This window comes from Streptococcus sp. CCH5-D3, from assembly GCF_001556435.1.
GTDB lineage: Bacteria > Bacillota > Bacilli > Lactobacillales > Streptococcaceae > Streptococcus.
In genome coordinates this window covers 1-25,189 of record NZ_LSIW01000011.1, presented here as the reverse complement: position 1 = coordinate 25,189, position 25,189 = coordinate 1, and the positions used below count along the sequence as shown (strand labels likewise).

Annotated in this window: 25 protein-coding genes and 1 pseudogene; all 26 read right to left on the bottom strand. The window is 35.7% G+C overall.

What is annotated here, in order from left to right; genetic code table 11:
• Window positions 1-2: 2 nt before the first annotated feature.
• A complete protein-coding gene (locus tag AX662_RS00315; protein WP_060971264.1) occupies window positions 3-824 on the bottom strand; it encodes a Cof-type HAD-IIB family hydrolase in 822 nt (273 codons plus the stop codon).
• 175 nt (window positions 825-999) lie between these two features.
• The gene (locus AX662_RS00310) at window positions 1,000-2,106 is read right to left on the bottom strand and encodes a glycosyltransferase family 4 protein (protein WP_060971263.1); all 1,107 of its coding nucleotides are present in this window, start codon (window positions 2,104-2,106) and stop codon (window positions 1,000-1,002) included.
• Between the two features lies 1 nt (window position 2,107).
• Window positions 2,108-3,562, bottom strand: a complete 1,455-nt coding sequence (locus AX662_RS00305) for a flippase (RefSeq protein WP_060971262.1) — start codon at window positions 3,560-3,562, stop codon at window positions 2,108-2,110.
• Complete coding sequence (locus AX662_RS00300) at window positions 3,555-4,796, bottom strand: hypothetical protein (RefSeq protein ID WP_049545864.1); 1,242 nt, start codon at window positions 4,794-4,796, stop codon at window positions 3,555-3,557. The genes AX662_RS00305 and AX662_RS00300 overlap by 8 nt, the downstream gene beginning before the upstream one ends.
• Window positions 4,793-5,722 carry a glycosyl transferase family 2 gene (locus AX662_RS00295; protein WP_049545865.1) on the bottom strand — a complete coding sequence of 310 codons (930 nt, stop codon included), beginning with the start codon at window positions 5,720-5,722 and terminating at the stop codon, window positions 4,793-4,795. The genes AX662_RS00300 and AX662_RS00295 overlap by 4 nt, the downstream gene beginning before the upstream one ends.
• Window positions 5,723-5,738: 16 nt before the next feature.
• Complete coding sequence (locus AX662_RS00290; RefSeq protein WP_049545866.1) at window positions 5,739-6,851, bottom strand: glycosyltransferase; 1,113 nt, start codon at window positions 6,849-6,851, stop codon at window positions 5,739-5,741.
• 29 nt (window positions 6,852-6,880) lie between these two features.
• On the bottom strand, window positions 6,881-7,870 hold the full coding sequence (locus tag AX662_RS00285; RefSeq protein WP_060971261.1) for a stealth family protein: 990 nt from the start codon (window positions 7,868-7,870) through the stop codon (window positions 6,881-6,883).
• Between the two features lie 143 nt (window positions 7,871-8,013).
• A complete protein-coding gene (locus AX662_RS00280) occupies window positions 8,014-8,988 on the bottom strand; it encodes a glycosyltransferase (RefSeq protein WP_060971260.1) in 975 nt (324 codons plus the stop codon).
• A 24-nt stretch (window positions 8,989-9,012) separates the two neighbouring features.
• Window positions 9,013-9,651, bottom strand: a pseudogene (locus tag AX662_RS00275) (DUF1919 domain-containing protein).
• A 44-nt stretch (window positions 9,652-9,695) separates the two neighbouring features.
• Entirely contained in the window at window positions 9,696-10,841 is a 1,146-nt protein-coding gene (locus tag AX662_RS00270; protein ID WP_060971259.1) for a glycosyltransferase family 4 protein, read from the bottom strand.
• 2 nt (window positions 10,842-10,843) lie between these two features.
• The gene (gene cps2T, locus AX662_RS00265; protein ID WP_060971258.1) at window positions 10,844-12,016 is read right to left on the bottom strand and encodes a beta 1-4 rhamnosyltransferase Cps2T; all 1,173 of its coding nucleotides are present in this window, start codon (window positions 12,014-12,016) and stop codon (window positions 10,844-10,846) included.
• A 32-nt stretch (window positions 12,017-12,048) separates the two neighbouring features.
• Window positions 12,049-13,416: a sugar transferase gene (locus AX662_RS00260; protein WP_060971257.1), complete on the bottom strand. Its 1,368-nt coding sequence runs from the start codon at window positions 13,414-13,416 to the stop codon at window positions 12,049-12,051.
• A 57-nt stretch (window positions 13,417-13,473) separates the two neighbouring features.
• Complete coding sequence (locus tag AX662_RS00255) at window positions 13,474-14,214, bottom strand: tyrosine-protein kinase (protein ID WP_060971256.1); 741 nt, start codon at window positions 14,212-14,214, stop codon at window positions 13,474-13,476.
• 9 nt (window positions 14,215-14,223) lie between these two features.
• Window positions 14,224-14,916 (bottom strand): capsular polysaccharide biosynthesis protein, encoded by a 693-nt coding sequence (locus AX662_RS00250; RefSeq protein WP_049545874.1) that lies wholly within the window; start codon window positions 14,914-14,916, stop codon window positions 14,224-14,226.
• Window positions 14,917-14,924: 8 nt separating this feature from the next.
• Complete coding sequence (gene cps4B / locus AX662_RS00245) at window positions 14,925-15,656, bottom strand: capsular polysaccharide biosynthesis protein Cps4B (RefSeq protein WP_002890887.1); 732 nt, start codon at window positions 15,654-15,656, stop codon at window positions 14,925-14,927.
• The gene (cpsA, locus tag AX662_RS00240; protein WP_060971255.1) at window positions 15,657-17,117 is read right to left on the bottom strand and encodes an LCP family glycopolymer transferase CpsA; all 1,461 of its coding nucleotides are present in this window, start codon (window positions 17,115-17,117) and stop codon (window positions 15,657-15,659) included.
• A gap of 340 nt (window positions 17,118-17,457) precedes the next feature.
• Window positions 17,458-18,168, bottom strand: coding sequence for a purine-nucleoside phosphorylase (gene deoD / locus AX662_RS00235; protein ID WP_060971254.1), 711 nt, complete (start codon window positions 18,166-18,168; stop codon window positions 17,458-17,460).
• A 399-nt stretch (window positions 18,169-18,567) separates the two neighbouring features.
• A complete protein-coding gene (locus AX662_RS00230) occupies window positions 18,568-19,281 on the bottom strand; it encodes a type 1 glutamine amidotransferase (protein ID WP_060971280.1) in 714 nt (237 codons plus the stop codon).
• Entirely contained in the window at window positions 19,278-20,525 is a 1,248-nt protein-coding gene (locus tag AX662_RS00225; RefSeq protein WP_060971253.1) for a chloride channel protein, read from the bottom strand. Before AX662_RS00225 ends, AX662_RS00230 begins: the two co-directional genes overlap by 4 nt.
• A 182-nt stretch (window positions 20,526-20,707) precedes the next feature.
• Entirely contained in the window at window positions 20,708-21,034 is a 327-nt protein-coding gene (locus tag AX662_RS10905; RefSeq protein ID WP_229040599.1) for a LemA family protein, read from the bottom strand.
• On the bottom strand, window positions 21,027-21,233 hold the full coding sequence (locus AX662_RS10900) for a hypothetical protein (protein WP_229040600.1): 207 nt from the start codon (window positions 21,231-21,233) through the stop codon (window positions 21,027-21,029). Before AX662_RS10900 ends, AX662_RS10905 begins: the two co-directional genes overlap by 8 nt.
• A 13-nt stretch (window positions 21,234-21,246) precedes the next feature.
• Window positions 21,247-22,056, bottom strand: coding sequence for a purine-nucleoside phosphorylase (locus tag AX662_RS00215; RefSeq protein WP_060971252.1), 810 nt, complete (start codon window positions 22,054-22,056; stop codon window positions 21,247-21,249).
• Window positions 22,057-22,074: 18 nt separating this feature from the next.
• The gene (locus tag AX662_RS00210; RefSeq protein WP_060971251.1) at window positions 22,075-22,620 is read right to left on the bottom strand and encodes a DUF1697 domain-containing protein; all 546 of its coding nucleotides are present in this window, start codon (window positions 22,618-22,620) and stop codon (window positions 22,075-22,077) included.
• A gap of 1 nt (window position 22,621) precedes the next feature.
• Window positions 22,622-23,833, bottom strand: a complete 1,212-nt coding sequence (locus AX662_RS00205; RefSeq protein WP_060971250.1) for a phosphopentomutase — start codon at window positions 23,831-23,833, stop codon at window positions 22,622-22,624.
• A 121-nt stretch (window positions 23,834-23,954) separates the two neighbouring features.
• Window positions 23,955-24,635, bottom strand: coding sequence for a ribose-5-phosphate isomerase RpiA (rpiA, locus tag AX662_RS00200; protein ID WP_014634433.1), 681 nt, complete (start codon window positions 24,633-24,635; stop codon window positions 23,955-23,957).
• 159 nt (window positions 24,636-24,794) lie between these two features.
• A partial coding sequence (locus AX662_RS00195; protein ID WP_156430680.1) for an LPXTG cell wall anchor domain-containing protein occupies window positions 24,795-25,189 on the bottom strand: 395 nt, incomplete at its 5' end.

Genomic DNA, 25,189 nt, shown 5'->3' with positions numbered 1-25,189 from the left:
TTTTAATATAAACCTAAATAATCTTCTAAGATAGTCAAGACACCTTGATCCTTATGATGCGGTGCTACTTGGTCTGCCAATTGCAAAAGAGCAGGGCTAGCATTTTCCATCGCATAAGAATGACTAGCCATACGCAGGAGCTCAATATCATTGTCACCATCACCAAAAGCCATAACATTTGCCTCATTCAAGTCCCAATGGTTAAGAAGCTGCTTAAGCCCCCAAGCCTTGTGCATGCCTTTTTGAATGAAGTCAATAGCACCAAAACCGCTTGGAACAGCGACAAGATTACCATCAAAATCACGATTAAAGGCTTGTGAAACCTGATTAGCCTCATCAGGACTCAGCAACATGGTAATTTTGATGAAATCATCCTCTAAATCCTCCAACCTATTCAAACGGTGAATGGATGCTTCCATAGCGGCTTGCTCTTCTTCTGTTATCATCTCTTTACCGAAATGTAGTTTCGTTCCTGATAGCATATAAGCAGATTTAGCCCCATTAAATATAGTCGGTTTATCTAACAAATCATAATTAAAATAGCTTAGCAAGTTTTCAACATCATTTGATGCCATAAACTCCTGACACAGAAGCTTGCCATAGCTAACCACCTGACCACCATTTTCGGCTACAAAATGCAGGCGGTCAAAAGTCTGCGCAAACATAGGTTTAAGGCGACTCATACTATTACCTGATGCAACGACAAAGTGCATATCACGCGCAGCCATGGCATCCAAAATCTGACTAAAACGCTCCTTATCATAGCTCCCTTTATCGTCTAAAAATGTTCCATCCATATCTGATGCAATCACCTTAATGGTCATAAAGCACCTCCTTGACTAACTTATCCCTATTATAACCCTTTTGGAAAACGCTTACCAGTACCATACTAGGAAAAACTGATACTATTCTTGGAAATAAAAAAGATTCCATCGGAATCTCTTAAACAAAAATACAGAATAAATTGAATTCAAAACAGTAGCTATGTATACGAGATAACTACATCTTATCTAAATCTTGTTTCATCACTGAAATCATTCTTTTTGCAACTGTGTCCCACGAATATTCTGCTTTATAATACTCTTGTTTCGTCTGAACATTTCTAAAGAAACTTTCATTTTTTATTAGATTATACATTTTATCAGCTAAAACCTGTGGATTTTCCTCTTCAGCAGGTATTAATAATCCAGTTTCATTATTTTGAATTAGATTTGGCATTTCCATTAAATTACGGCCAATACATGGTAAACCATAGCAAAGAGCTTCAACAAATACAATTCCAAATGCTTCAAATCGGGATGGTAAAACAAATACATCACAAATATTATAATAATATTGAACCTTATCAGCTGGTAGATTACCTAAAAAATAAACATTTGGATTGTTAAATTCTATCGGAGCATCTGAGGGACCTATAATGTACAACTCTGCCTCCGGCATGAGATTACTTTGCAAATAAACAAAAGCATTATAAACAAGATCCCCACCTTTACGTAAAAAATCTTTGCCAATAAATAAAAATTTATTGCGTTCCTTATGTGAGTGCTCAAGTAATAGGTTATCCATATTTGTTCCCGCTCCCACATAATGAACTTTTTCAACTGGAAGCCCTTGTTGAGCGATCAGGTAATCTGAAAACCATTTACTCATAGTAAATATTCCAGTGGCTTGATTATAAAATATTTCCTGTTTTCTCATTCGACTATCTAGAATATCATCCGGGACGTTTTGAAAACCACTATATTTGAACGATTGACTATTATTTTGAGAACTCTCTATCAAATAATGAAGATTCAAGTCTTGATAGATATAAACTGGATTATCAGGAAAAGATAAAGGAAACTCATCAAATGTAAGACAAACATCCTTTGGAGAGAGATGAACATGATTTTCAGCATATTTTATATACGTCATGTTCATATCGGATTTTCTAATACCTAAACGAACAAGCATTTTGTGCACATTCATTCTAAAAGTATAGAAAATATTCTGTTCCTCAACAATCTCGTATTTCCCTAAATATTTTTTTATATTAGTTATTGTCCCGGACCAATCCCAGGTCAGTTGTTCTTTGTTATGAATAATTCTTGGAATTACAATCTTCAAACTAACCCCTCCTAAATTTATGTTTAACCATATCTAAAATATGATCTAACAATGGATTTTTTAAAAGTTTGAGCTCTAATAAATAGACGATTATGCCAACTAAAGTAATGCTAAAAATTAAAATAAGTGAATTAGTTACGAATAACTTAACCCCAAAACCAATGATTATTATAGAAAAGAAACCTAGCAAAGCTTGAATTAAGTTCTTTCTCCATATTACAAAATCAATGTATTTTCCACTTTCTCTTACAACCAGAAAGTTATATAAAACAATAAAAAACTCTGAAGCGATTGTTGCTGCTGCTGCACCATTCTGTTTAAATACGGGAATTAAAAGAAGACTAATTCCGATATTCACAATAATTCCATATAGCGCTCCTGTTAGGTTTACAGACTCACGTCCAATAGGAATATTAAGACCATAGGTTAATATTCCACCAAATATAGCTCCGATTAAGCTAATAGCTAATAATTGCAATGTTAAAGTAGCATCAATAAATTTAATTCCACCTAAAAATAAGATAATCTCCCTAGATAAAACAATAAGGCCTGCACTCATTGGAATTAAGATTAGAGTTACAACTGAAAGTATTTGGGTATAACTTTTTTTAAATTCATCAATTTTCTGTTCACCAAACAAATGTGACAACCTGGGTATTGTAACAGAATAGATGGAAGCCAATAAATTTTTTAAGATTGTATACACTCTAGCCGCAACAGCATATAATCCAACGTAATATGCACCCTTGAACCACTCTAATATTAGCATATCAGAATTAGCGTAGATACTAATTACTAGACCACCAGAAAACAAGACCATAATTGGCTTAAAATGCTTTACTAAATCAAGTCTCCAAACAAGAGAGAGTTTCAAATACTTTCTACAATAGATTAAATTTAAAATACAAGATATCCCTGAACCAATTACCGAGATAAATGTATATAGGTATAAATCGTTAGCTGTTTTAACAAGAACAAACATCAATATCAACGATAAGATTTGTATAATAATACTTCTAATCGTAATATAAAGGAAATCCTCAAAAAGAACGTTTATCCAATCCACTCCCAATGTTGTAAAAACAATTGTTAGACTTTGAATACAAATCAGAATTTGATATTCTCTATTTGGAATAAATAACCAGACAACTAATAATAACAACAGATAGGATACTACCGTCGATAAAATATTTATAGTAAAAATTTGATTACCTAAATGACTTAGCTTCACAGAATTAGATCTAATACGACCTCCTTCTCTAATAGCATAAGTAGAAATTCCAAGGGCAGCAATTAAAGAAAAGTAACCTACAATAGAAGCTGTATAATTAATTTTCCCAAGGTTCTCTACTCCTAATATCCTACTGATATAGGGATAGGTGATTAAAGGGAATATAATTGAAAGTGCTGTTTTAAATAAATTTAAAGCAGCATTTACTCCCATCTTTTTAGTCATTTATTAAATCTCCATCTCTATTTAATTTTAAAGATTCTTTATTGACAATAACCAATGTCAACACTAATGCAATAATCCGTGGCCTATCAAGATAAGACATGATAGTAAGACTCATCACAAAACTAATCATTAGTCCTGAAATTAATGCGTTAGAACTGATTCTCTTTATCCATATCATAACTAATTTTATAGTTAAAAAGATATACCAAATAAATCCAGGGAGTCCCAAAGAACCTAGTGTTCCAAATAATCCGATATCATCATAATTAAAATATCCGTCAGGTCCTTTAATCAAATAATACAAAGAAGTTCCCTTATCTGGAGTATGTAAACCCAATCCAAATGGATAAGTAAAAATCTTATCTAAATAGTATTCAATTGCACCTGTCCGAGCAAACGAGGAACCAGTATTATCTGAAATACTATCAGAAATTGAACCAAATCTATTAAAAATAATGAGAAGACCTGCCGTACCAAAAATCAGAGTACCTAACAATGATGATACTGTTAGATTATTCCTATTATAAATCAAATACATTGATAAGATGGCTACAAGTACTGTTACTAAATAATATCTAGACTGATCGACATAAAAAATTGCACCTAACATCAATAATAAACTAATGATGTCCCAAAAAGATTTTCTAAATTGTTTTGCAATAATTTTCCATGCAACTAATATGACAAAAATCCGAACAAGCCCCTCAAAAACACTATAAATACGTAACGGCACAGTCAAATTATAAATATAGCTTAAAGGTATGATATCTTTAATTTTCAAAAATACTGTTGGTAAGCCTTGATATTTATATACTTGTACAATAAACAGTATGGATACTATTGAAATTGTTATTTGACCTATTTTAACAAAAAGTGCATAGTTACTATCTTTTTGAAATACCTCACAAAGAGGAAAATAGAGAAGTAAGATTGAAAAAGGCAGGATATCCCACAATACTTGCGTAATTGAATAGCCAAATAAATACATGGACACAAGTGAACTTAAAATCAGAATTAGATAAAAAACCAGGATATAATTTCCAAAAATACCTACTTTAAGTTTTCCTTTATTGTGGATAAAATATACCAAAAATAATATTATGGCATAGAATGCAATACCCAATTTGTTACTAGCAGCTCCTCCTAGCAAACTTGGCCAACTTACTAGATAAAACCCTCTAAATTCAATTAAAAAGAATAGTAAAAATAGAAAAAGATATTTATTAAATTTCAATGTTTTTTCTCCCTGAAATACGTACCATCCAATATTTTTTTCAATCGATATATCTTTTTACATAAAAAGTAGGATATATCAGATATTTTTAAAGAAAGTGTAGAGGCCCCTCTATATTCTCTGTAATAATATTTTTTTGATACACGGCCAATTTTCTCTGACTCAGGATTATGCGCTCCTCTATGATAATGATAAATTGTCCATTCAGGATAGAAATAAGTAATATATCCCTTATTCCTCATTCTTTCACTTAAAATCATTTCTTCACAATAAAGAAAAATATTTTCATCAAATCCTGATACTGCTTCAAAAGCTTTTCTAGAAACAAACATAAAGCTACCACTAACCCATCCAGTCTCACCCTCAGGAGCAGTATAGTCAATATCTATCCATTTATGTATCTTACTATCAAACCACTGTCTATTGTAATCCTGAAGTATCATTTCTTCTACAAAATTCATCCGCTTACGAGGGCTTTGAATATCTCCTTGAGGAGTGAGAATTTTAGGACCAACTATACCTACTGGATTATCACTCGTTTCAATGATAGTTTTACATTCTTCCAACCGTAAGCCATTAGGAAACTCTAAATCATTGTTTGAAAAAATTAGATAGGGTGTATCAAAGTTCTGAATTGCAAATTTGGCACCTAAATTATTTCCTTTAGAGTATCCACCATTTTCATTGGAATCAATTATATAAATAGTCCTTTGTGATACTTCAAAAGAATAAACTTTTTTCCCATTAAAAGTAGAGGAAGTAAATTCAACTTTAGAATCTTGTAAGAATTGCTTTCCTAATTCTTCCGCACTGTTGTCTACGATAATATAATGAACATCATTCCCTACATATATATCAATAAACTTTTTTATATAATCTACTGTATCACTCATTGATTTGTAATCAGTAATAATTAATGAGTACATAGAATCTCCTTATGTTTTACTTCGCCAGTTTCTGATAGATTGTTCGTAACTTTCTAGCACTATCCTCTATATCAAATCCAGCTTCTTTTATTTTTTCTGCAGAACCATATGGAAGGCGTTCAAAGCTCATAGAGGTGATAAAATCTAGCCATTTTTCAACACCGTCAGATAATGATAATCTATAAAAGTTTGAATTAACCGATGCTGACTCTGGAACTGCAGAACTCACCACACAAGGCAGTCCAGATGCTTGTGCTTCAATATTCACGATTCCAAATCCTTCATAGAGAGAAGGTAACAAAAAAACATCCATTGCTTGTAAATATTGTGCCGGTTGTTCCTGTTTTCCAAGTAATAAAACCCTTCCTGATTTTATTTCTTCATCTAGCTTCTTTTCTATACTAGCTCGTTCTTCACCATCACCAATCCATATAAAATAAAAATTAGGTGCCTTTGAAAAAAGAGTTTGTATTAGGCTAACCATAAACTCAGGATTTTTTTCATATGACATCCTTCCGATAGTACCTAAAACAATAGCCTCCATCGGAATATTTAGATTTTCTCGTACCTTTTGCCTTAACTCTTCATTATATAAAAAGTCATTGATTACAATACCGTTTTTTATAATCGCCACATCAGACAAATCAGTATCGCCATACAAATAATTTGCTGCTTCTAGTGAGCAGGCCAACTTATAATCAACAAAAAAATTAACTATCTTTTTTGCCGATAACATTTTTAATCTGCCAATAAATCCCTTACCACGACTAGATGAAGTAGTGTGAGCATGAAGCACTATTTTAGCACCTGAAATCTTTGACAAAATTATATTAAACAACCCCTCGATTGCATCATCTACGTTAATATGAACAATATCGTACTTTTCATTTTTTAAAATAGAGTAGATACTTCTTAGCCTTTTTATTTTACTTGATGCTTCCTTGACGTGTTGAACATATCCTCCGTTTTCTTCAATGATTCGATGAAAACTAGGGTTCTTCAATTTTCCAATAGCTAAAAAGTCAACTTGAAAGGCATCTGTTAAAGGACGAGTCAAGTTATAGGCTATTACAGACCTACCTCCTGCTCCGAAATTGTCTGCCCCCATTTGTAAAATTTTAGTTTTCATCTATTTACTCCAATAACTACACTGTAAAGTTATAATTCAAATTGAGACTTTTCTGGATAACGTTCGGACAATATCTTAGAAAATTTCTTTAAATCATCTTCAGTCATCGCCATATCATCATTAACACAAAGTAATTTTGTTCGTTTTTTTAATAATAATTTAGGAAGTTCTTCAATAGCTGTAATTGGGATTGATTTCCCAAAATCCTTACTAGATGGTATAAAATCATTACTTTCAATTTGCCAGTAACACAATAGATAATGATTAATATCCGTATTATAGTCTCTAAATTTGTTTTTGGATGTTTGAATAAAAACATCTTCCTCTAAATTCCATAAATGAGCTAGAGTACTTTTTTTAATCGGAACTGGGATATGCTGATTATAGTATCCAGTTACCTTCCACGGAAGTAATAAGATATTTTTTAACATCAATTGACCATATTTAATATTAAAAAACTTAAATGGTGACTGTCTCAAGGCCTTTTTATTTGGAAAATGTCTATAAAGAACAAGTACATCATTAAAATAAATTTTTGAAAAAGAAGACCATGGAACTAAGGCTTCATAAACAGCTAATAACTTCGGTTTTTCGTTGACAAAAAAATCACTATATTTAACATCTTGGATTAGGTACATATCATCATTAAACAAAACAAAATTTTCAGATAAACCATCTATCCGATGTATATTCATCTCAATTGCAGAAGAATTAAATGTTGGAAGATATTCCTCTGGAATAAATTCTTCATGTCTAACCCATTTAAGTTTAGGATGATTTACATTTAACCATTTCGGTCTTTGACCGTTAGTAATAAGATAAATATTATTTACCCACGGTGCATGCCTCTCTACCATTCGAAACCAATAATTGAATGTTCCATAGTCACGATAACGATGCAAATTATCTTCATCATTATCGATTTGCTCAATGTAAGGTGTGTATTTATTTTTTTCTCTAATGAATTCCGGATCGTTTCCATCAACCCAAAGTACAACGAAATCAATTTTTTTTTCCATATTAAATTACCTATAAAATATTTTTCCAAGCCAAGTTACTCAAATTAAGCCAACGTTTTGTATCCCATTATCAGAATTAAATATTTTAGACTTCATAACCTAAAACTCTGAATAAAGAATGCAAATTAAACTCCTAAATCATATCAGAAAATGTTTTGAATACTGAAGGCTAGTTTTAATACTTTAAGTCTAAACAGTATATATTTTAACTTATTTGGTTGGCCTTTCATTTGAGAAAGAGCAACACCATGCTTAAGTAATTCTTGTTTCACTTGATTAGTAATGTCTATATATTTTTTATCTAATTTAGATTTATATAAACTTGCCAAGATATGAATCAAGCCATTCACATAATATAGCTGTGAAATTTGTAATTCTTCTTGATTTAATCGTGAACGAACAAAATCAGAATAGAAAATATCTTTATAAAATTCAAACATATCACTAAACTTCTGCTCATTCCAAGACTGTGTAATGGAATCAGGATTATCAATTAAATAGTGATAATACTTTTGATTGGTAGCAAAGACATTCTCAGCTGAAAGAAAAAGCTTGTAATTCGTTCCCAAGTCTTCATAATATTTTCCTTTTGGAAAAGAAATATTATTATCAATAAATAGAGACTTTTTATATATTTTGTCGTTGGCAAAACCTGTGATATAACTATGCTTGAGCATTTGGACAAAAGCATCTTTACCTTCAAACACTTGAGTCACTTCTGGTTCTGAAACTATAGCATCTTCTTCACCCTTCACAAATTCACGATTAAAAGAAATAATATCAAACTTCTGGGATTCAAGGACTTCCGCTAATGCCATAAAGGCATCTGGTTCAAGCCAATCATCTGAGTCAGGAAAATAAACATATTCTCCTTTGGCCTGAGAAATACCCGTATTCCGAGCTTCCGAAAGCCCGCCATTCTCCTTATGAATAACTGATATAAAGTCATACACTTTCACATAGTCATCACAAATTTGAGGCGAACGATCAGTACTTCCGTCATCAACAAGTAAAATATCATAATTATGCCACCCTTGGACAAGTACGCTTTCTACGCAACGTTTTAAATACTTTTCGACATTATAAACTGGAATGACAACAGTTAAAAGTGGTTTCATGGATTCTTCACCTAAATTTTTATTTTATGTTAAATCTTCCCCACCCTTATTCAACCAGGTAACAGCATTAAAATAGCGGTGGTAAGTTTTTAAATCAATTCCAACATGTCCTTACTTCTCTGCTGATTTAAAGTGGACCAATGAAGGTAGGTCACTGTAATTCTTCGAAGAGAAAATCACCTTACTCTTATATGGAAGTTCTTCAAACTCTTTCATCAGCTCGTAAGTACAAGCATCATTATCATTGAACTTGAAATACAAATTATCCCAATGAATTCTTTCTAAACGACGGTTCCATTTTTGACTTGCTTCTTCTTCATCTTCATAATGTAAGAAATGCAATTCGATATCGTCTAAAAGTGCCAGGGGATAAGCATTATCAAAATCTTTGATATATTTGGATTCCTTAACAAATGTTAAAGGGATATTTCCACTCAAATAGTGTTTTAAATTCTTGAGCATCTTGATGTAATCAGGCGAAAAGACAAACATCCCTACAAATGGTGTTTGATATGGCAAGCCCAATTCCTGATAGACTTTTCCTGCCCAACAATTATCACAAATGATAGTAAAATTTTTATTCTTAAGTCTTCGTCTAGGAATAAAATTAATAATTGGATAAACGATAGGTTTTAATTTATTTTTTAGTGTTTCGCTGTTCATATTAGTACTTATTAGTACTTCTTAGTACTTCTTAGTACTTCTTTTTATTTCTTATATAACTCCGAGAAATTACGAATATAACTTTGTAATGAAAAGAGTTCTTTTTGGCGTTTGACAGATGCCTTGCCAAATTGCTCTCTCTTCTCGGTGTTATCAGCCAATTCTTGAATAGCTTTAGACAATTCTGCAGGCTGATTTGGTGTGGCAAGAAGGCCGTTTTCGCCTTCTTTAACCATTTCAAAGACACCACCATGACGGTAACCGACTACAGGCTTGCCACAAGCCATTGATTCGAGAACTACAGTTGGTAGAGGATCTGGATTGGTACTTGGCAATACAAAGATATCAAACATATTATAGAGCTCTGTCGTCTTGCTATAATAATCGATACGCTTGATTTGCCCAGCTACTGGTGAGTCTGATATAGCCTTTTCCAAGTCATCAACTCGCCACTCTTCACCTTCAAAAGCACTCCCTGCCAGAAAGGCTACTGCTTTTGGATTAGCCTTTAAGATTGGAGTCACAGCTTCTAAGAAGTCGCCTTGACCTTTCCATGCATTCACTCGACCAACCATTCCGATAACCAAAGCATCCTGTGCAATACCAAACTGATCACGGACTGTACTACCATCCATTTCATGATAGACGGCATTGTCAACACCATTATAGATGACTTGAACTTGGTCATTTTTTACAAAGCGAGACTGCTTGACGTGGTTAGCCACAGCATTTGAAACTGTCACAATCGTATCAGCATAACGCCCCATCAAAAAGTTGATGAAATCAGAAATTGCTTTTGGTTTGACGATAATTTCATGCACATGCCAAATCAAAGGTAATTTCAACTTACGTTTGAGATAAATCCCCTCAAGCACCGCAGTCGTATTGTTGTGAACGAGAGTAATCCCATTATCATTAGCATATTTAGCAATTTGTTTTGAATAACGATTATAAGAGCCAAAATACTCAAGAATTCCCTTAGGATTAAAATATTTACGGCGCAAGATCGGATAATCGATAACTTTTACCTTAGCCCCAACCTTTTCCAATGCACTCACTAAGACACCATCGTTGGGCAAGATGACATGAGTCTCAAAGGCATCTTTATCCAAACCTTTAATAAGCTCCAATAAAACCTTGTCAGCACCATACATTTCGGCACCAGCGTGAAGATATAAAATTTTCTGCATTTCTATCCTTTAAATACTTTCTCGTAGTCTGTAACAATTTTTTCCCAAGTAAAGGCTTCAGCGATACGTTTACTTGATTTTTGGTTGAGGTCTTCGATAGCTTGTTCATCCAATTGCTCAGCTTGATCGATGACACTTGCCAATTGGTCTTTCTTCCAATAGAGAGCACCATCTTCACCGACTTCACGGTTAAAGCCAACATCCAACAAGAGATTGAGCTTGGTAGACTCAAGAGCCTCAAGAAGAGATGGATTGGTCCCACCTACTTCATGGCCATGGAAGTAAGCAAAGGCATTCTCACGAATGTATTTGAGCAATTCTTGGTCATAAACAGTCCCGACAAACTTCACACGAGAGTCCTTGTCAAAACCAGTTTCCTGACGCAATTTGTCATAGAACTTGTTTTCTTCAACATTGGTAATGAGTACAAAGTCCTTATCAGAGTTAGATGCCATAAAGCCACGAATCATAGCCTCATAGTTATTTTCAGGCACAAACCGTCCTACAACTAGGTAATAATTGTTTTCAATGACACCCTTTTCAAAATACCATGTGCGAACCTTATCATCAACCTTAGTCAATCGAGATTTAGTTGTATCTGTCCCATAGGCAATATAAGTTGTTTGAGGACGATACTTCGCATAATCCTTTTGAATATAAGATTCAATGTTTTTACTATCACAAATCAAGAGATCTGCATGTTTAACCATGAGTTGCTCTGAAATTTTCCAATACTTACGAACCGGAAGACTCCACTTTGCACGAAGCCATTCATGACCATCCGGGTTAACCATAAGGGTACCACCGATAGCCTTGATTTTCTTTTTAATACCTGAGATAAATGGACCAATTCGGCAGGCCAAAACATAGAAGATTGGTGCTTGATCATTATTTTCCTTAGCAATCTCAATGGCCTTATTAAGAGCTGCGATGTCATAAGCGATGGCACGTGCGGGCCCGATATTTGGGACGTCAATATTGTAGCATTTAGCACCGTTATGTTCGAAAGTATCTGCTGTAATTCCTGATTTAGCAGAATTTTCACGCATACAAGCTACATAATATTGGATATCTTTGTCTTGTTGGAACTCTGTCAACTTCTCAACAAAGGTCTCAAATCCACCATATTTTGCTGGAATTCCCTTAGAACCAACGATATAAACTGTTTTTGTCATTTAATCACCATTAAAAGAAATGGAGAAAGCCATCACTTTGCTCCATCCTTCATTACTACTACTTTAATTGTTTTCAATAATATTTTGATATCGCGCCAGATTGTCCATCCGTCCATATAAGCAACGTCTAGTTTTACAACTTCATCAAAATCAGTAATTTCACTTCGACCGCTTACTTGCCAAAGACCAGTAATACCTGGTTTAAAGCTGAGGCGACGTTTTTGTTCAGGTGTATAAGATTCGTACTCATCCAATGTTGGTGGACGTGTTCCTACCAAGCTCATATCACCTTTTAGAACATTCCAAAATTGTGGAAGTTCATCAAGACTCGTTTTACGAATGAAATGTCCGATTTTAGTAATACGAGGATCATTGTCCATCTTAAACATACCACCAGACATTTGATTCTGTGCCATCAAATTCTTCTTGATTTCTTCAGCATCTACTCTCATAGAACGGAATTTATAAAACTTGAAGATACGTCCATTCTCACCCACACGGTCTTGAGCAAAAATGGCTGGCCCACCATCTTTACGAATAAGTGGATAAAGGAAGATTCCAACAATCCCACAGAGCACCAAACCAACTAGGGCTCCACAGATATCGAGGAAGCGTTTCGCCAAGATATCTCCATAGCTATAAAAATGCGTTGAAAACGTAACAACCTTGAAAGGACCCAATTGTTGGATACGTTTTTCACCTTGACTCATAAATTCAAGGGCATTCAAATTAATGGATACTGGAATTCCCATGAGCTCAAAAGGTGATGCATAATCCCAAATCTTATACTGCTCACTTGGCAGATTAATCAAAACTTGGTCTACTACTGAGTGAGTCGCATATTCGATTAAATTTTCAGGTTTAACACTCTTGATAAATGGATCAGTGAAATAAGGATTATCCAAGACACAAACTGCTGTAATCCTACCATCCATATTGTCTTTCATACGAGACAAAACATTTTCTAGACGTGCCTGATCAGAAATCAAGAGAATATTCTTGTTACTTTTACGACGTGTATAGATAGAAGAGCGGAAATACTTAAGAACAGTATTTGTAACGTATAAGAGAACACCTGAAATCAGGGTAACATAAAGAAGTCCGCGACGTGAGATAGAAAAACTTCCATCTGCAAAGAATGAGAGAAAGGTCGCAAATAAGGCAAATACAAAACAATATTTGATGGTTGCAATGAGTTCATCCAAGTAGCCCCGATATTTTAGATTTTCATAATAACTACTGATATAGTAGGAAACTACATGAACGACACCTAAAAGAACAATGCTTCCTTGCGTAATCTCTGTATAAGGTATTTTACTAGCTACCATGGCTGCGAAAACAACCACAACCAACTGTATAATACCAATTTCAATGCGACGAATTTCTTGTTTTTCTTTCACTCTAAACCTCTTTTTTAATCTGTTAAGGTGTAAGGAGCCGCATTATCCCCCTTAATGCTATCCTTTTCTACGACGATGCGCTCTTGAATGAGTCTCTTTATGACCGACTTTTTTCCCATACTCCCCATATGATCCGTAAGAACCATATGATCCATATTTATCAACTGTCATATCAACTTTATTAAGGACGACACCTAAGAACTGTGAGCCACTTTGTTCTAATTGTTCAACAGCCTTAGTTACAAAACGGCTTTTAATTCTCCCAGCCGCTGTAACCAAAAGGCTGGCATCAGCCTGATGGGCAACAATAACAGCATCAATAACTAAACCAATCGGTGGTGTATCGATGATGACATAATCATAACGACTACGGGCAACTTCCATCAAATGTCTAAAATTATCATTTTGCAAAAGACTTGTTGGATTTGGTGGTACAGGACCAGATGCAATGACATCCAAACCAGAAATATCAGTTTGGCAAATAGTTTCATTCAGATCAGCATTTCCTGAAAGGAAATTTGAAAGACCTTTATAAGGCTCATTTGACTTAAATGTACCTGACAAAACAGAATTACGAGTATCAGCATCAATGAGAAGTGTTCGAAGCCCTACACTAGCAAATGAAATTGCCAAATTAACAGATGTTGTTGATTTTCCTTCACCAGCTTCAACTGAGCTAATAGTAATCACTTTCATCTGAGCACCTGAAAATTGAATATTTGTGCGAATGGCATTATAGTACTCTTCTGTTTGTTTGGCAAAGTTTGCTTTAGATTTTACTAAATTTAATTTAGGCATTTTTTCTCCTTAAATTTTATCTGTGTCAGGGACAATTCCAAGAAGTGTCATTCCAAGAGCATCTTCCACATCTTCTGGTCGGCGAATACGATCATCTAAGATCTCACGTACCAATACACCAACTACTGCAAGGAAACCTCCAAGTACAGCTCCAAGAAGAACGTTACGCTTGATATTTGGTGAAGATGGAGACTCTGGCAATTTAGCTTCTTCAAGTGTGGTAACATCTTCAACTTTTGTCACGTTCTTGATTTTTTCTGAAGCAACTTCACGAACCTTGTTAGCAAGTGTTTGCGCATCTTGACCTGTTCTTGCATTGACTGAAATTGAGATAAGACGAGTATCAGCAGGGATATTAACTGAAATCATCTTAGCAAGTTCACCTTCACTCATATTCAATTTTTCATCTTTGATAACTTCTGACAAGACATCATTTGATGTAATAATTTCTTTGTAGTCTTTTGTCAAAAATGTACCGGCCTGCAAATCTTGAGCAGAAAGGTTTTTGCCATCATTAGCTTGATTAACCACATAGATACGTGTAGAAGACGTATATGTAGGTTGAATGAGGAAATAAGTTCCCAAGAAGGCAAAGACAGCGACATAGAAGGCTGTAAATAGAATAAATACTTTTTTAGTCCAAAGTTTTTGCAATAGTGCAAGTACATCGATTTCAACACGCTTCGTGTTTTCCTGAGTCATAGTTTCTCCTATATGTATTGATTTTCAAGTAGTGTTTGTGGATTTTCGATGAAAAGGTTACGAGCACGTCTCGTTCCGTAAGTCTTTTCGATAATAGCGTAGGCATCTTTCATAAATGGTGGTCTTGGACCAAGATTATGCATGTCACTAGCAACCATATGAACCAAATTTTTTTCCAAGAAATAACGAACACGTTTCTTTCTTACTTTATCTTTATCGCCAAAGAGCTTTGGTTTGAGGACATGTGAGCTATTGACTTGAGTATAGCAGCCCATATTGATGATTTCTCGAACACGATCAGCATTTTCTTCGAGGGCATCATAGCGCTCAATATGAGCAACAATTGGTGTCACCCCTGCGCGTAAAACATTACTAAGCCCACTATGAATTTCTTTCCAAGATGTGCGAGCACTAAACTCAATCAAAGCAAATTGAGTGTTGTGCATGCGTGGAATGAGATTCTTTTCAAGCTTCTCCACAATGTCTGAGGTGTAATAAAGTTCACCACCATAACAAATAGTTAAGTCTGGATAAAGTGCTTCTGCTTCTTCTTTTACCTTAGAAAAGTTTGCAAAGATTTTATCCTCTGGGGTTTCAAACATTCCCTTACGACGATGGGATGTTGAAACAATCGTACGCACTCCTTGCGCATAGCTTTCGCCAATGAGGTCAAGACTTTCTTCTAAAGTTTTAGGACCATCATCAACATCAAAAACAATATGTGAGTGAACGTCAATCACTTATTTTTCCTCCATCAAATTTTTGATAGCTTGAGAGGCGCTTTCCACACTAGAATCATCCAGTTTCATCATGTAGAGACTAGAATTTGGCATAGCATAAGAGGTCAATTGTCCGGTTGAACCTGTACCTGTTACTGCTTGAGAAGTCACCGTAAATTTAGAACCTGAATCAAGTTGTGTATTGGCCAGAGCATTAATGGTATCTAGAGACATATTCGTTTGAACAGAGTCTTGAAGATTGTTAACGATTGAAGTAAAGTTTGATACAGAATTTAGTGAAGCTAACTTGTTTACAATCGCAGAAATCACTTTCTCTTGGTTCTTACCACGGTCATTGTCTCCTCCATCCAAACTATAACGCTCACGAACAAAGCCAAGGGCTTGTTCAGAATTCATTTGGATATCTCCAACTGGGAAATCAAACTTCCCGTGAAGACTCGTGAAGGCTTGATCATTATGAACTGTCACACCACCAAGTTGGTCAATCAACTTAAGGAAAGATGTGAAGTTAATACGTGCATAGTAATCAATCTTAATGCCATATAGATTTTCCAGAGTTTTTTCAGATGTTTCAACGCCATAAATACCTGCGTGGGTTAATTTATCATACTGGTCTGCCCCTCCATCAGGAATCTTAACGTACGCATCACGTGGAGTGGTCGTCAAGAGGATCTTATGTGTGTTCATGTTAACGGTCATAATGATATTGACATCTGAACGTGACACTGTTGAAATTGAACCGTAGGTATCAATACCACTAATATAAATATTGAAGACTTTTGAATCTACTTGTTTTGCAGAATTGTTATTCTTCTTTTTAATTTTATAAGTATAGATTGTTTTTAGATTTGAAGCATAGTTACTATCGACAGACTCTAGTAGGCTAGCATAAGAGCCACTCAAGACCATAGCTTTAGATTTGCCAGACTTAAGATTGTCATAAGCTTCTTGATATGAAGCAACATCATCAACTTTAAGATCAACCTTTTTGTCTTTCTTTAGAGCAGACATTAAGGTGTCGATATTGTTCTTATCAACCTTAGTTGGTGCTTGTACGCTAGTAAGCTGACTCACATCTTTGATGTCACTATCCTTAGGAACCACGATGCTCATTTCTACTTCAGAAAATGCAGCCGTCTGATTCATACGGTTAGTGATATCAATCATTTGTTTAAAACCGAAAATACCAACCAGAGAAACTAGCGAGAAGATAACCAACACAACCGTTGTCACTAGTGGTGATTTCTTAGTCTTCTGAAGGAAGATGCTAATAGCAAGAACTACCAACAAACCAATGGTGATAATGATGTTCAAAAACCTAAATGATAGGAAATTATAATTGAACATTGTGAATAATAAGATCAATGCTAAAATAGCATACAGAATGGTCAACCCAACGTTGACCATCCCCCACGATCTATTACTCGTACGTTTTTGCTTACGATTCGTACGCGAACTCATATAAATTGCTCCTAAAAATTAAAATTAGACATTTCCCATTATCATTATAACATTACTATAACTTCATTTCAATTGTCATTCTTTTTAAAAAAGAAGAAACCGTTTTTCATTATGATATCAAGCATTTAATTTCTATCATTTTTCATAATATTGTAAACTATTTTTCACATTTTTGGTGGTTGAATCTTAAATTGTCGGATATTTATCTATTTATTACAAGTCTTTTTCTTCCAAATATTTTTATTTTTTTCTAGTAGTTTGAAAATTTTTAACCTATTGATTCTTCGAGTAGATAGTAGTTACAACACAAAAGGACGACCTAATGGCGTCCTTTTACAAATTAGTCTGCAATTAGTGTTTCAAGACCAACTTTCATCATGTCAGTGAAAGTGTTTTGACGTTCCTCAGCTGTAGTGTCTTCATCTGGATTGACCAAACTATCAGAAATAGTCATGATGGCAAGAGCATCTACTTGGTGTTGAGCTGCAAGGTAATAAAGTGCTGCTGCTTCCATTTCAACAGCCTTAACTCCCCACTTACCAAGCTCAATGTTTTTTTCGAAATAATTTGAATAGAAAACATCAGATGACAAGACATTACCAACATGTGTAGTCATACCAAGCTCTTTAGCAATGTGGTAAGCCTTATCTAAGAGATTGAAACTTGCAATTTGTGGGAAATCGTATTGTGGCCAATCGTTACGAATAATGTTAGAGTTTGTCGCTGCCGCTTGCGCTAGAACTAACTCACGAACGTGAACATCCTCATTCAATGAACCAGCAGTTCCCACACGGATCAATTTTTTAACCCCGTAGTCAACAATAAGCTCACGAGCATAGATAGAGATAGATGGCATCCCCATTCCAGTTCCCATTACTGAGACACGTTCACCTTTGTATGTTCCTGTGTAACCAAACATATTACGAACTTCATTGAAACATACAGCATCTTCGAGGAAATTCTCGGCAATGACTTTCGCACGTAAAGGATCTCCAGGTAGGAGAATTTTATCAGCAATTTCACCTTGCTTAGCAGCAATATGGATAGACATAATATAAGATACCAAGGGCGTTAAAGAGGCAAAGTAAAAATAGGAAATCTGACAAAGATGCTTCGCATCTAGGAGGATTTATCTTTTTTACACAGCCTCTAGCCCGGGTTCAGTTTCAAACCCGAACTACCCTTCCTTTCATTTTTTATATACAGGACAGGCGACAGAGAACAAAGTAATAATTGGAAACTGACGACGCATTATAAATGCTAGACAGTCTATCTTTTTACTTCGTTCTCCGCCCGTATTCATTTTAGTGAATACAGTTAACCCGTCCTTTCTATTTTTTGATGGTAAAAGAGCAACCTGAACACACTATCTACCATTCTTATTTTTTTATTTTTAAATAATTTTTCTACTATTATATAGTTGATAAATTATTACTTTTTTAATAGTGGATTAAGCTTGAGTCAATGAATCAAGAAAATCATATAACTTCTTGTTCATTTCTGAATAATCGTTGGTACGCAATTGTTCAGGTGTTTGAACAAAAGGTAACTCCTTATTTTGCTTACGCAAGTGTTCTTCACCATCCGCAGTTATGAGCAAATCAATGGCTTGGGAATCAAACTCTAGGTGTGCTTGGAAGGCATAGTGTTTAGGACTAAAGCGAATAATTTGACGTGGACAACCTTGACTAGTAGCAAGAACAACTGCATTATCAGTCAATCCAGGCATATCACCATGCCAGTGGCCAGTATTGAGAGTTGTGCCAAAACCTTTGACATGCTCATCAGCTAATCCATCATCCGTAAGTGTTATTGGAAACACACCAATTTCGCGTTCTGGACTATGCTCATACTTACCACCATAGGCTACAGACAGAAGCTGAGCTCCCAAACATACACCAACAATATAGATATCAGCAGCAATTGCTTTTTGCATAAATACAATCTCAGCATTTGGGTCATAATAAGGAAAGGTCTGACGATCCTCATCAGGTGACTGAGGACCACCCATCACAATTAGAAAATCAATACCTTCAACGGTTTCAGGAAGGACCTCTTCCTCATATACCTTGGTTGATGTGATATTATGCCCACGGTCTTGAGCCCATTTTAAATAGGCTCCTGGAACTTCAAACGTTTCGTGTAAGATAAAATGAATATTCATTGTTTTTTCTTCCATCTATTATTAATTATCCTTGATAGTAGACCCGCTAAGATTAGAGGAACTGCTACCAGCCCTCCTTGACCGGTAAAACCTAGAACTAAGGCTATTCCCGTCAGAGGAGCATCCAAAGTTGTTACTAAAAATATGGTTGCACCAAGTAACATTCCTAGATTAGGATTTAGGGATAAACCAAAAGTCTCAAGACACCTTGTTAATAAGAAACCCGATCCGACACCTAAAGTAAACGAAGGCGTCAGTGTCCCTCCATAAGTACCTGACCATAGCAACAAGCACACAATAAGCCCTTTAATTACTAGCAAAATCGGAAGGTATTCCGAAGTTCCTCCAGAAAACATCCATTGTGCTAGAACCTGACCATTTCCCATGATTATAGGATAGAAAGCTACAATACCACCTAATATTATAAAAGAGACGGGCATGGTCCAGAGAATATGTTTATCTGTTATACGACTTTTACTCGCCTTTTTAGCTAAAACTTTAAATATAAGAGCAAGCGGAGTTACAAACAGCGTCAAAACAAGAATCTGTATCAAACTAGTAGGATGTAAGCTTACTTTATCAACTAAATATATAGCTTTCCCACCAACAATTGGACGAGCACAATAAGCTGACAAATAGGTTGTCACAAGAATGATACCAATGTTTTTCAGTTTCCAAGCAACTCCCAAAGTTTCCAAAACAAACAGTGTACTGGCAAAGGGAACTTGGTAAACCGCAGCTAAACCTGCTCCTGCACCACATGCAATCATGAGTTGTCTTTCAGGAATTTCTAAACCCAGTTTTTTTGATAAACTGCCAGCACATAAGGCACCTAATTCTCGTGGAGCTGCTTCCTTGCCTACCGAAGCACCTGCTCCAACGATTGCTACCTGCACCAAAGCATGTAGACTTTGGCCAAGAAAATTTGGACTCTTCTTGCCAACGAGTTGCTTAGCCTTTCTAATGGAAAGAAGGGACACTCGTCGCTGAAGGAAATACCAAAAGATACTAGCTAAGACACCAGCTACCACTATAACTACGAAGCGTCGATAAGCACTTATAGAGTTAAATTGTAACAAGAGATCTGACGTATCGTTACCAAAAGCAAGAAATTTTATAAAATCTAAAAGATAGTGGCAAAGAATACCAATCAGACCAGAAGCTATTCCGGTTGTCAAAACAGCCAAACTTAACCTAATCGACTTGGGGAGCCAAGTCAAACTCTTTCTCTCTTTATTACCCATATATTAGAGTATGGCTAAAATTGCTTTAACCAACTTTTCCTACTGTCTTTTGAGTAGGGTCAATCCCTTCTTTGTTTTTATTTCATAGTAAGGCAATCTCGTGCTGAATTAGAAAAACTAAAACTAGCTTTCATTCTTTGACCTTTTTAACTATATTCTAGTCTTAATGATTTTGTTCTATGTTATAAGTAGTTTATCTCTGAATGACCTAAAGTTGTTCTTAACAAAGCAAGTGGCAAACTGTAAATTGTTTTATTATATTGCGACACCATTTCATTGTAGTGTAATTTTTGATTAGCAACAAGTACTTCTGACTCTTTAATCTCAGCAATCAAATCCTTTATACTTTGATCAGCTGTAATATTTGTATCTCTTTCGATTTCCTCTATAATTTTATTCTTCGTTTCCTCTAGTTTAGTAGAGTATTCATGTTTAGAAAAATTGCCAGACTCACCGTAAGACTTCCGCTTAGATTCTGAATGATTAGCTTTGTTTTCATCGTTAGTCAAATTGTTGACAGACTTTTTTTCCTCTAACAATTCTTAAAACTGCAAATACGATAGATGCTCCTTGAAATGGTTCATAATCTATCTCACTACCACTTGTATCTATAGCAGAAAATATAACCAACCAAACCATGGTTAGGAAAGCAATTATAAAAACTCCACGAATGATACGAAATAATGGATTATTCATTAAGTTTGACATCAATTATTCCTTTTTAAAGTTCAGCCAAAATAGCTTTCAGCAAGCCTTTGAAATCCCCTTTAACACGTTCTGTCACTTCCACAACTTCTTCGTGATTGAGTTCTTCTTGGAAACCGGCCGCAAAGTTGGTAATACATGAAATACCAAGAACTTTCAAACCAGAATGTGCTGCAACAATGACTTCAGGGACAGTTGACATCCCAACAGCATCTGCACCAAGAGTCTTATAAGCACGAATTTCAGCTGGAGTTTCGTAAGTTGGACCAGTTACGCCGATATAGACACCATCATCTAATTTAATGCCCAATTTGTCAGCAACTCGATGTGCAGTCTCACGGTATTCTGGAGTATACGCTTTAGACATATCAGGGAAACGAGGACCAAAATCATCCAAGTTTTCTCCAATCAATGGGTTTTGACCAGTCATGTTGATGTGGTCAGTGATGGCCATTAAAGTACCTGGACCAAAGCCGATACCACCAGCTGCATTGGTTACAACAACTCCTTCGCATCCAAGTGCTTTCATAACACGTACAGGGAAAGTAACTACTTCAAGCGGATTTCCTTCATAAAAATGGAAACGTCCTTGAAGAGCTAAAACCTTACGTCCAGACAAGGTTCCATAAACAAGTTTTCCAGCATGACCGACAACCGTTGATTGTCCCCAGTTTGGAATATCCGCATAGTCAATGACAACTGCGTCTTCAACTTCTTCAGCCAACTCACCAAGTCCAGAACCCAAAATTAAACCAAACTCAGGTTTTTCAATTCCTTTGCTTTCCAAAAATGCTTGAGTAACTCTAATTTTTTCAAGTAGCGACATGTTAATTCTCCCTTAATTTTATTTCATTCTTAAAAAGTGACCAATTTTTGAAAAAGTTCTTGCATTTCGAATGGTTATAGAAGGATAAAAAGGTGCTTTCAATAGCTTCTTATGATAAGCCGTTTGGTTATAGCTTGATTTATCAAATTTACCCCAGTAGATCCCAAGTTGACCAAGATGAATAATTTCATCCCCCAACTCTAAAGACTCCATAACATTCCTCATTTCGTTCTTATCAAGTCTTTCAGTATATAAGAGAACATCTTTTCTATAGAAATCTTCTTCCCACCACTTAGGTAAAGATGCCACTTCATTTTGGTAATCTTCTAGAGTAAAAAGAGAAAACACCTTAATAAATTGATAAGTCTTATTAAGAAATCTCTCTAAAACTAAGAGGAGTTCCACTTTCATCAAGGACGAATCGAAGAAAAAATTTCCACTATTTATATAGGAAGAAACATTTGACATTCCAAGTTCTTTTAACTCATGACAAAATTCTTCCATGACTACCTTGTGACGACCACCAACATTAATCCCACGAACCAAAAATGCATAGCGATTCATTTTAGACAAGTTTATCCAAGAAGCTTTCACCAATCATGGCTTTATCTATACCAAAGTTTTCAGCGACAGTTGCTGAAATGTCAGAGAAATGACCTACTGGAATAAGTCCATTTCCTTTGAATGATGGGCTATAAGCCAAGAAAGGAATATATTCACGAGTATGGTCTGTCCCTGCATAAGTTGGATCATTTCCGTGGTCTGCTGTAATCATCAAGAGATCATCTTCACGCATGGCAGCAATGATTTCAGGCAAACGTTGGTCAAATTCGTGCAAACAATCACGATATCCATGTGGATCACGACGGTGTCCATAAAGGGCATCGAAGTCTACCAAGTTTGTGAATGAGAAGCCATGTTTGAAATCTTCAGAAGTCATAGCTTTAATCAAATTATCAATACCATGGCTATTTGATTTGTTGTGGCCCATATCGTGGTTAATACCAGCTCCGTTGAAAATATCATTGATTTTACCAACGGCATAAGTATCAATACCAGCTTCATTCAATTTATCCAAAACAGTGGGTGCAAATGGTGAAACAGCCAAATCTCGACGATTAGATGTACGAGTGAAGTTTCCAGGCTCACCAACGTAAGGACGAGCAATGATACGCCCTAGAAGAGCTGGACGCTCAAGGGTAATTGAACGCGCATATTCACAAATACGATACAACTCATCCAATGGAATAATATCTTCGTGTGCAGCAATTTGAAGAACTGGGTCAGCTGAAGTATAAATAATCAATTCACCAGTTTCCATTTGACGAGGTCCAAAGTCTTCAATAACAGCTGTACCTGAGTATGGTTTATTAGCTTCACGAATGACTTTACGACCTGAGAATTCCTCAATTTTAGTGAGAATTTCTTCTGGGAATCCGTTCCAGAAGGTATCAAAAGGTTCAGTAATATTGAGACCCATGATTTCCCAGTGACCAGTCATCGTATCCTTACCAAGAGAAACTTCCTGCAATTTTGTTGCATAACCAGTTGGGTTACTTTCTGCTGGTACTGTTTTCAAAGGTGTTTCACGAGGAATATTTCCTAGACCAAGCTTAGCCATATTTGGCACATTCAATCCTACTGATTTAGAGATATGACCAAGGGTATCTGAAGCACCATCTGGCACACCTGCATTGACAAAGTCATTGGCATCTGGAGCAGCACCAATTCCTACTGAATCAAGAACGACTAAATGCATTCGGTTAAATTTGGACATAATAACACCACAAAGAGATAAAATCTTTTCGAAATTACCTCTTGCCTTTCTATATTATTTAATAGTTTGACAAAAATTAATTAGTTTTCCTCATTAAAAGTGAGGGGAAATCAAAATTGGACTAGGCCTTGACTTCAACGACCTTAACACCGTCTTTTCCTGCAACGATGACTTTGTTAACCATACCATTGAACAATCCATGATCGACAACACCTGTCATAGCTTTTAGTTCTTCACCAAGAGCTACTGGATTTTCAATCTTACCTAAATCAAGATCGATGATATAGTTCTTCATATCTGTAACAAAGCGATTACCTTCCTCCGTAAGTCGGAATGATGGCTTATAGCCCTTCGACTCAAAGACACGATAGAGACGATCAGCACCATATTGAACCACTTCAACTGGTAATTTGAAAGCACCTAATTGATTAACCATTTTTGACTCATCAACTACCCAGATATATTCTTTAGTAGGTGTAGCGACGATTTTTTCCATCAAAAGGGCACCACCGCCACCTTTAATCCCATTGAGTTGAGGGTCTACTTCGTCGGCGCCATCAACAGTAACATCAATACTGTCAATATCATCCACTGCCTTCAAAGGAATACCTAAGCCTTCAGCTTGTTTAGTGGTTTGACTTGATGTCGTTACTCCAACAACACTAAGGCCTTCTTCCTTAATACGACGGCCAATTTCCTCCACGAAGAAATAAGCTGTTGACCCTGTACCGAGTCCAACAACCATTCCATCTTCAACGTATTTGGCAGCGGTTACGCCAGCGATTTTCTTAAGTTCTTCCATGCTCGTCTCCTTGCATCTTTCTATAATAGTCGTTCAGAATAATTATAACATGTTTCAACAGTAAATAGAAATGATACGAGGGAGTAAAACCTAGCAAAAATAAAAACTAGATTCTAAATAGAATCTAGTTTTGATGGGGAACTAATTTAATAGCACCACTTAATCTTCTTTACGACGTTTGAAGAATCCTACAAAGGCTGCAAAAATCATTGAAAGAAGTCCAATAAATCCAGCATTGCTAGTGTGCTCACCAGTTTGTGGCAACTCAGCTTGAGGCACTACAGGAACTTCAGTATCTGGAGTTGGTGTAGTTGGCGGTGTCACTGGAGTTGGAGGAGTAACAGGTGTTGGTGGTGTTTGTGGAGTCGGTGGTGTTGGTGGTACCACGTGAGACTCTCTCTCAACGACATAGTTCTTGTGCCATACAACCCTTGGTTTTTCAGGAGTTTTAGGTTCTACTGGTTTAGCAGGAACTTCAACTACTTTTGGTGTTGGTGGTGTTGGTGCCGTTGGACCTGTTGGTGGTGTTGGTGCTTGTGGTTTACCAGGTACTT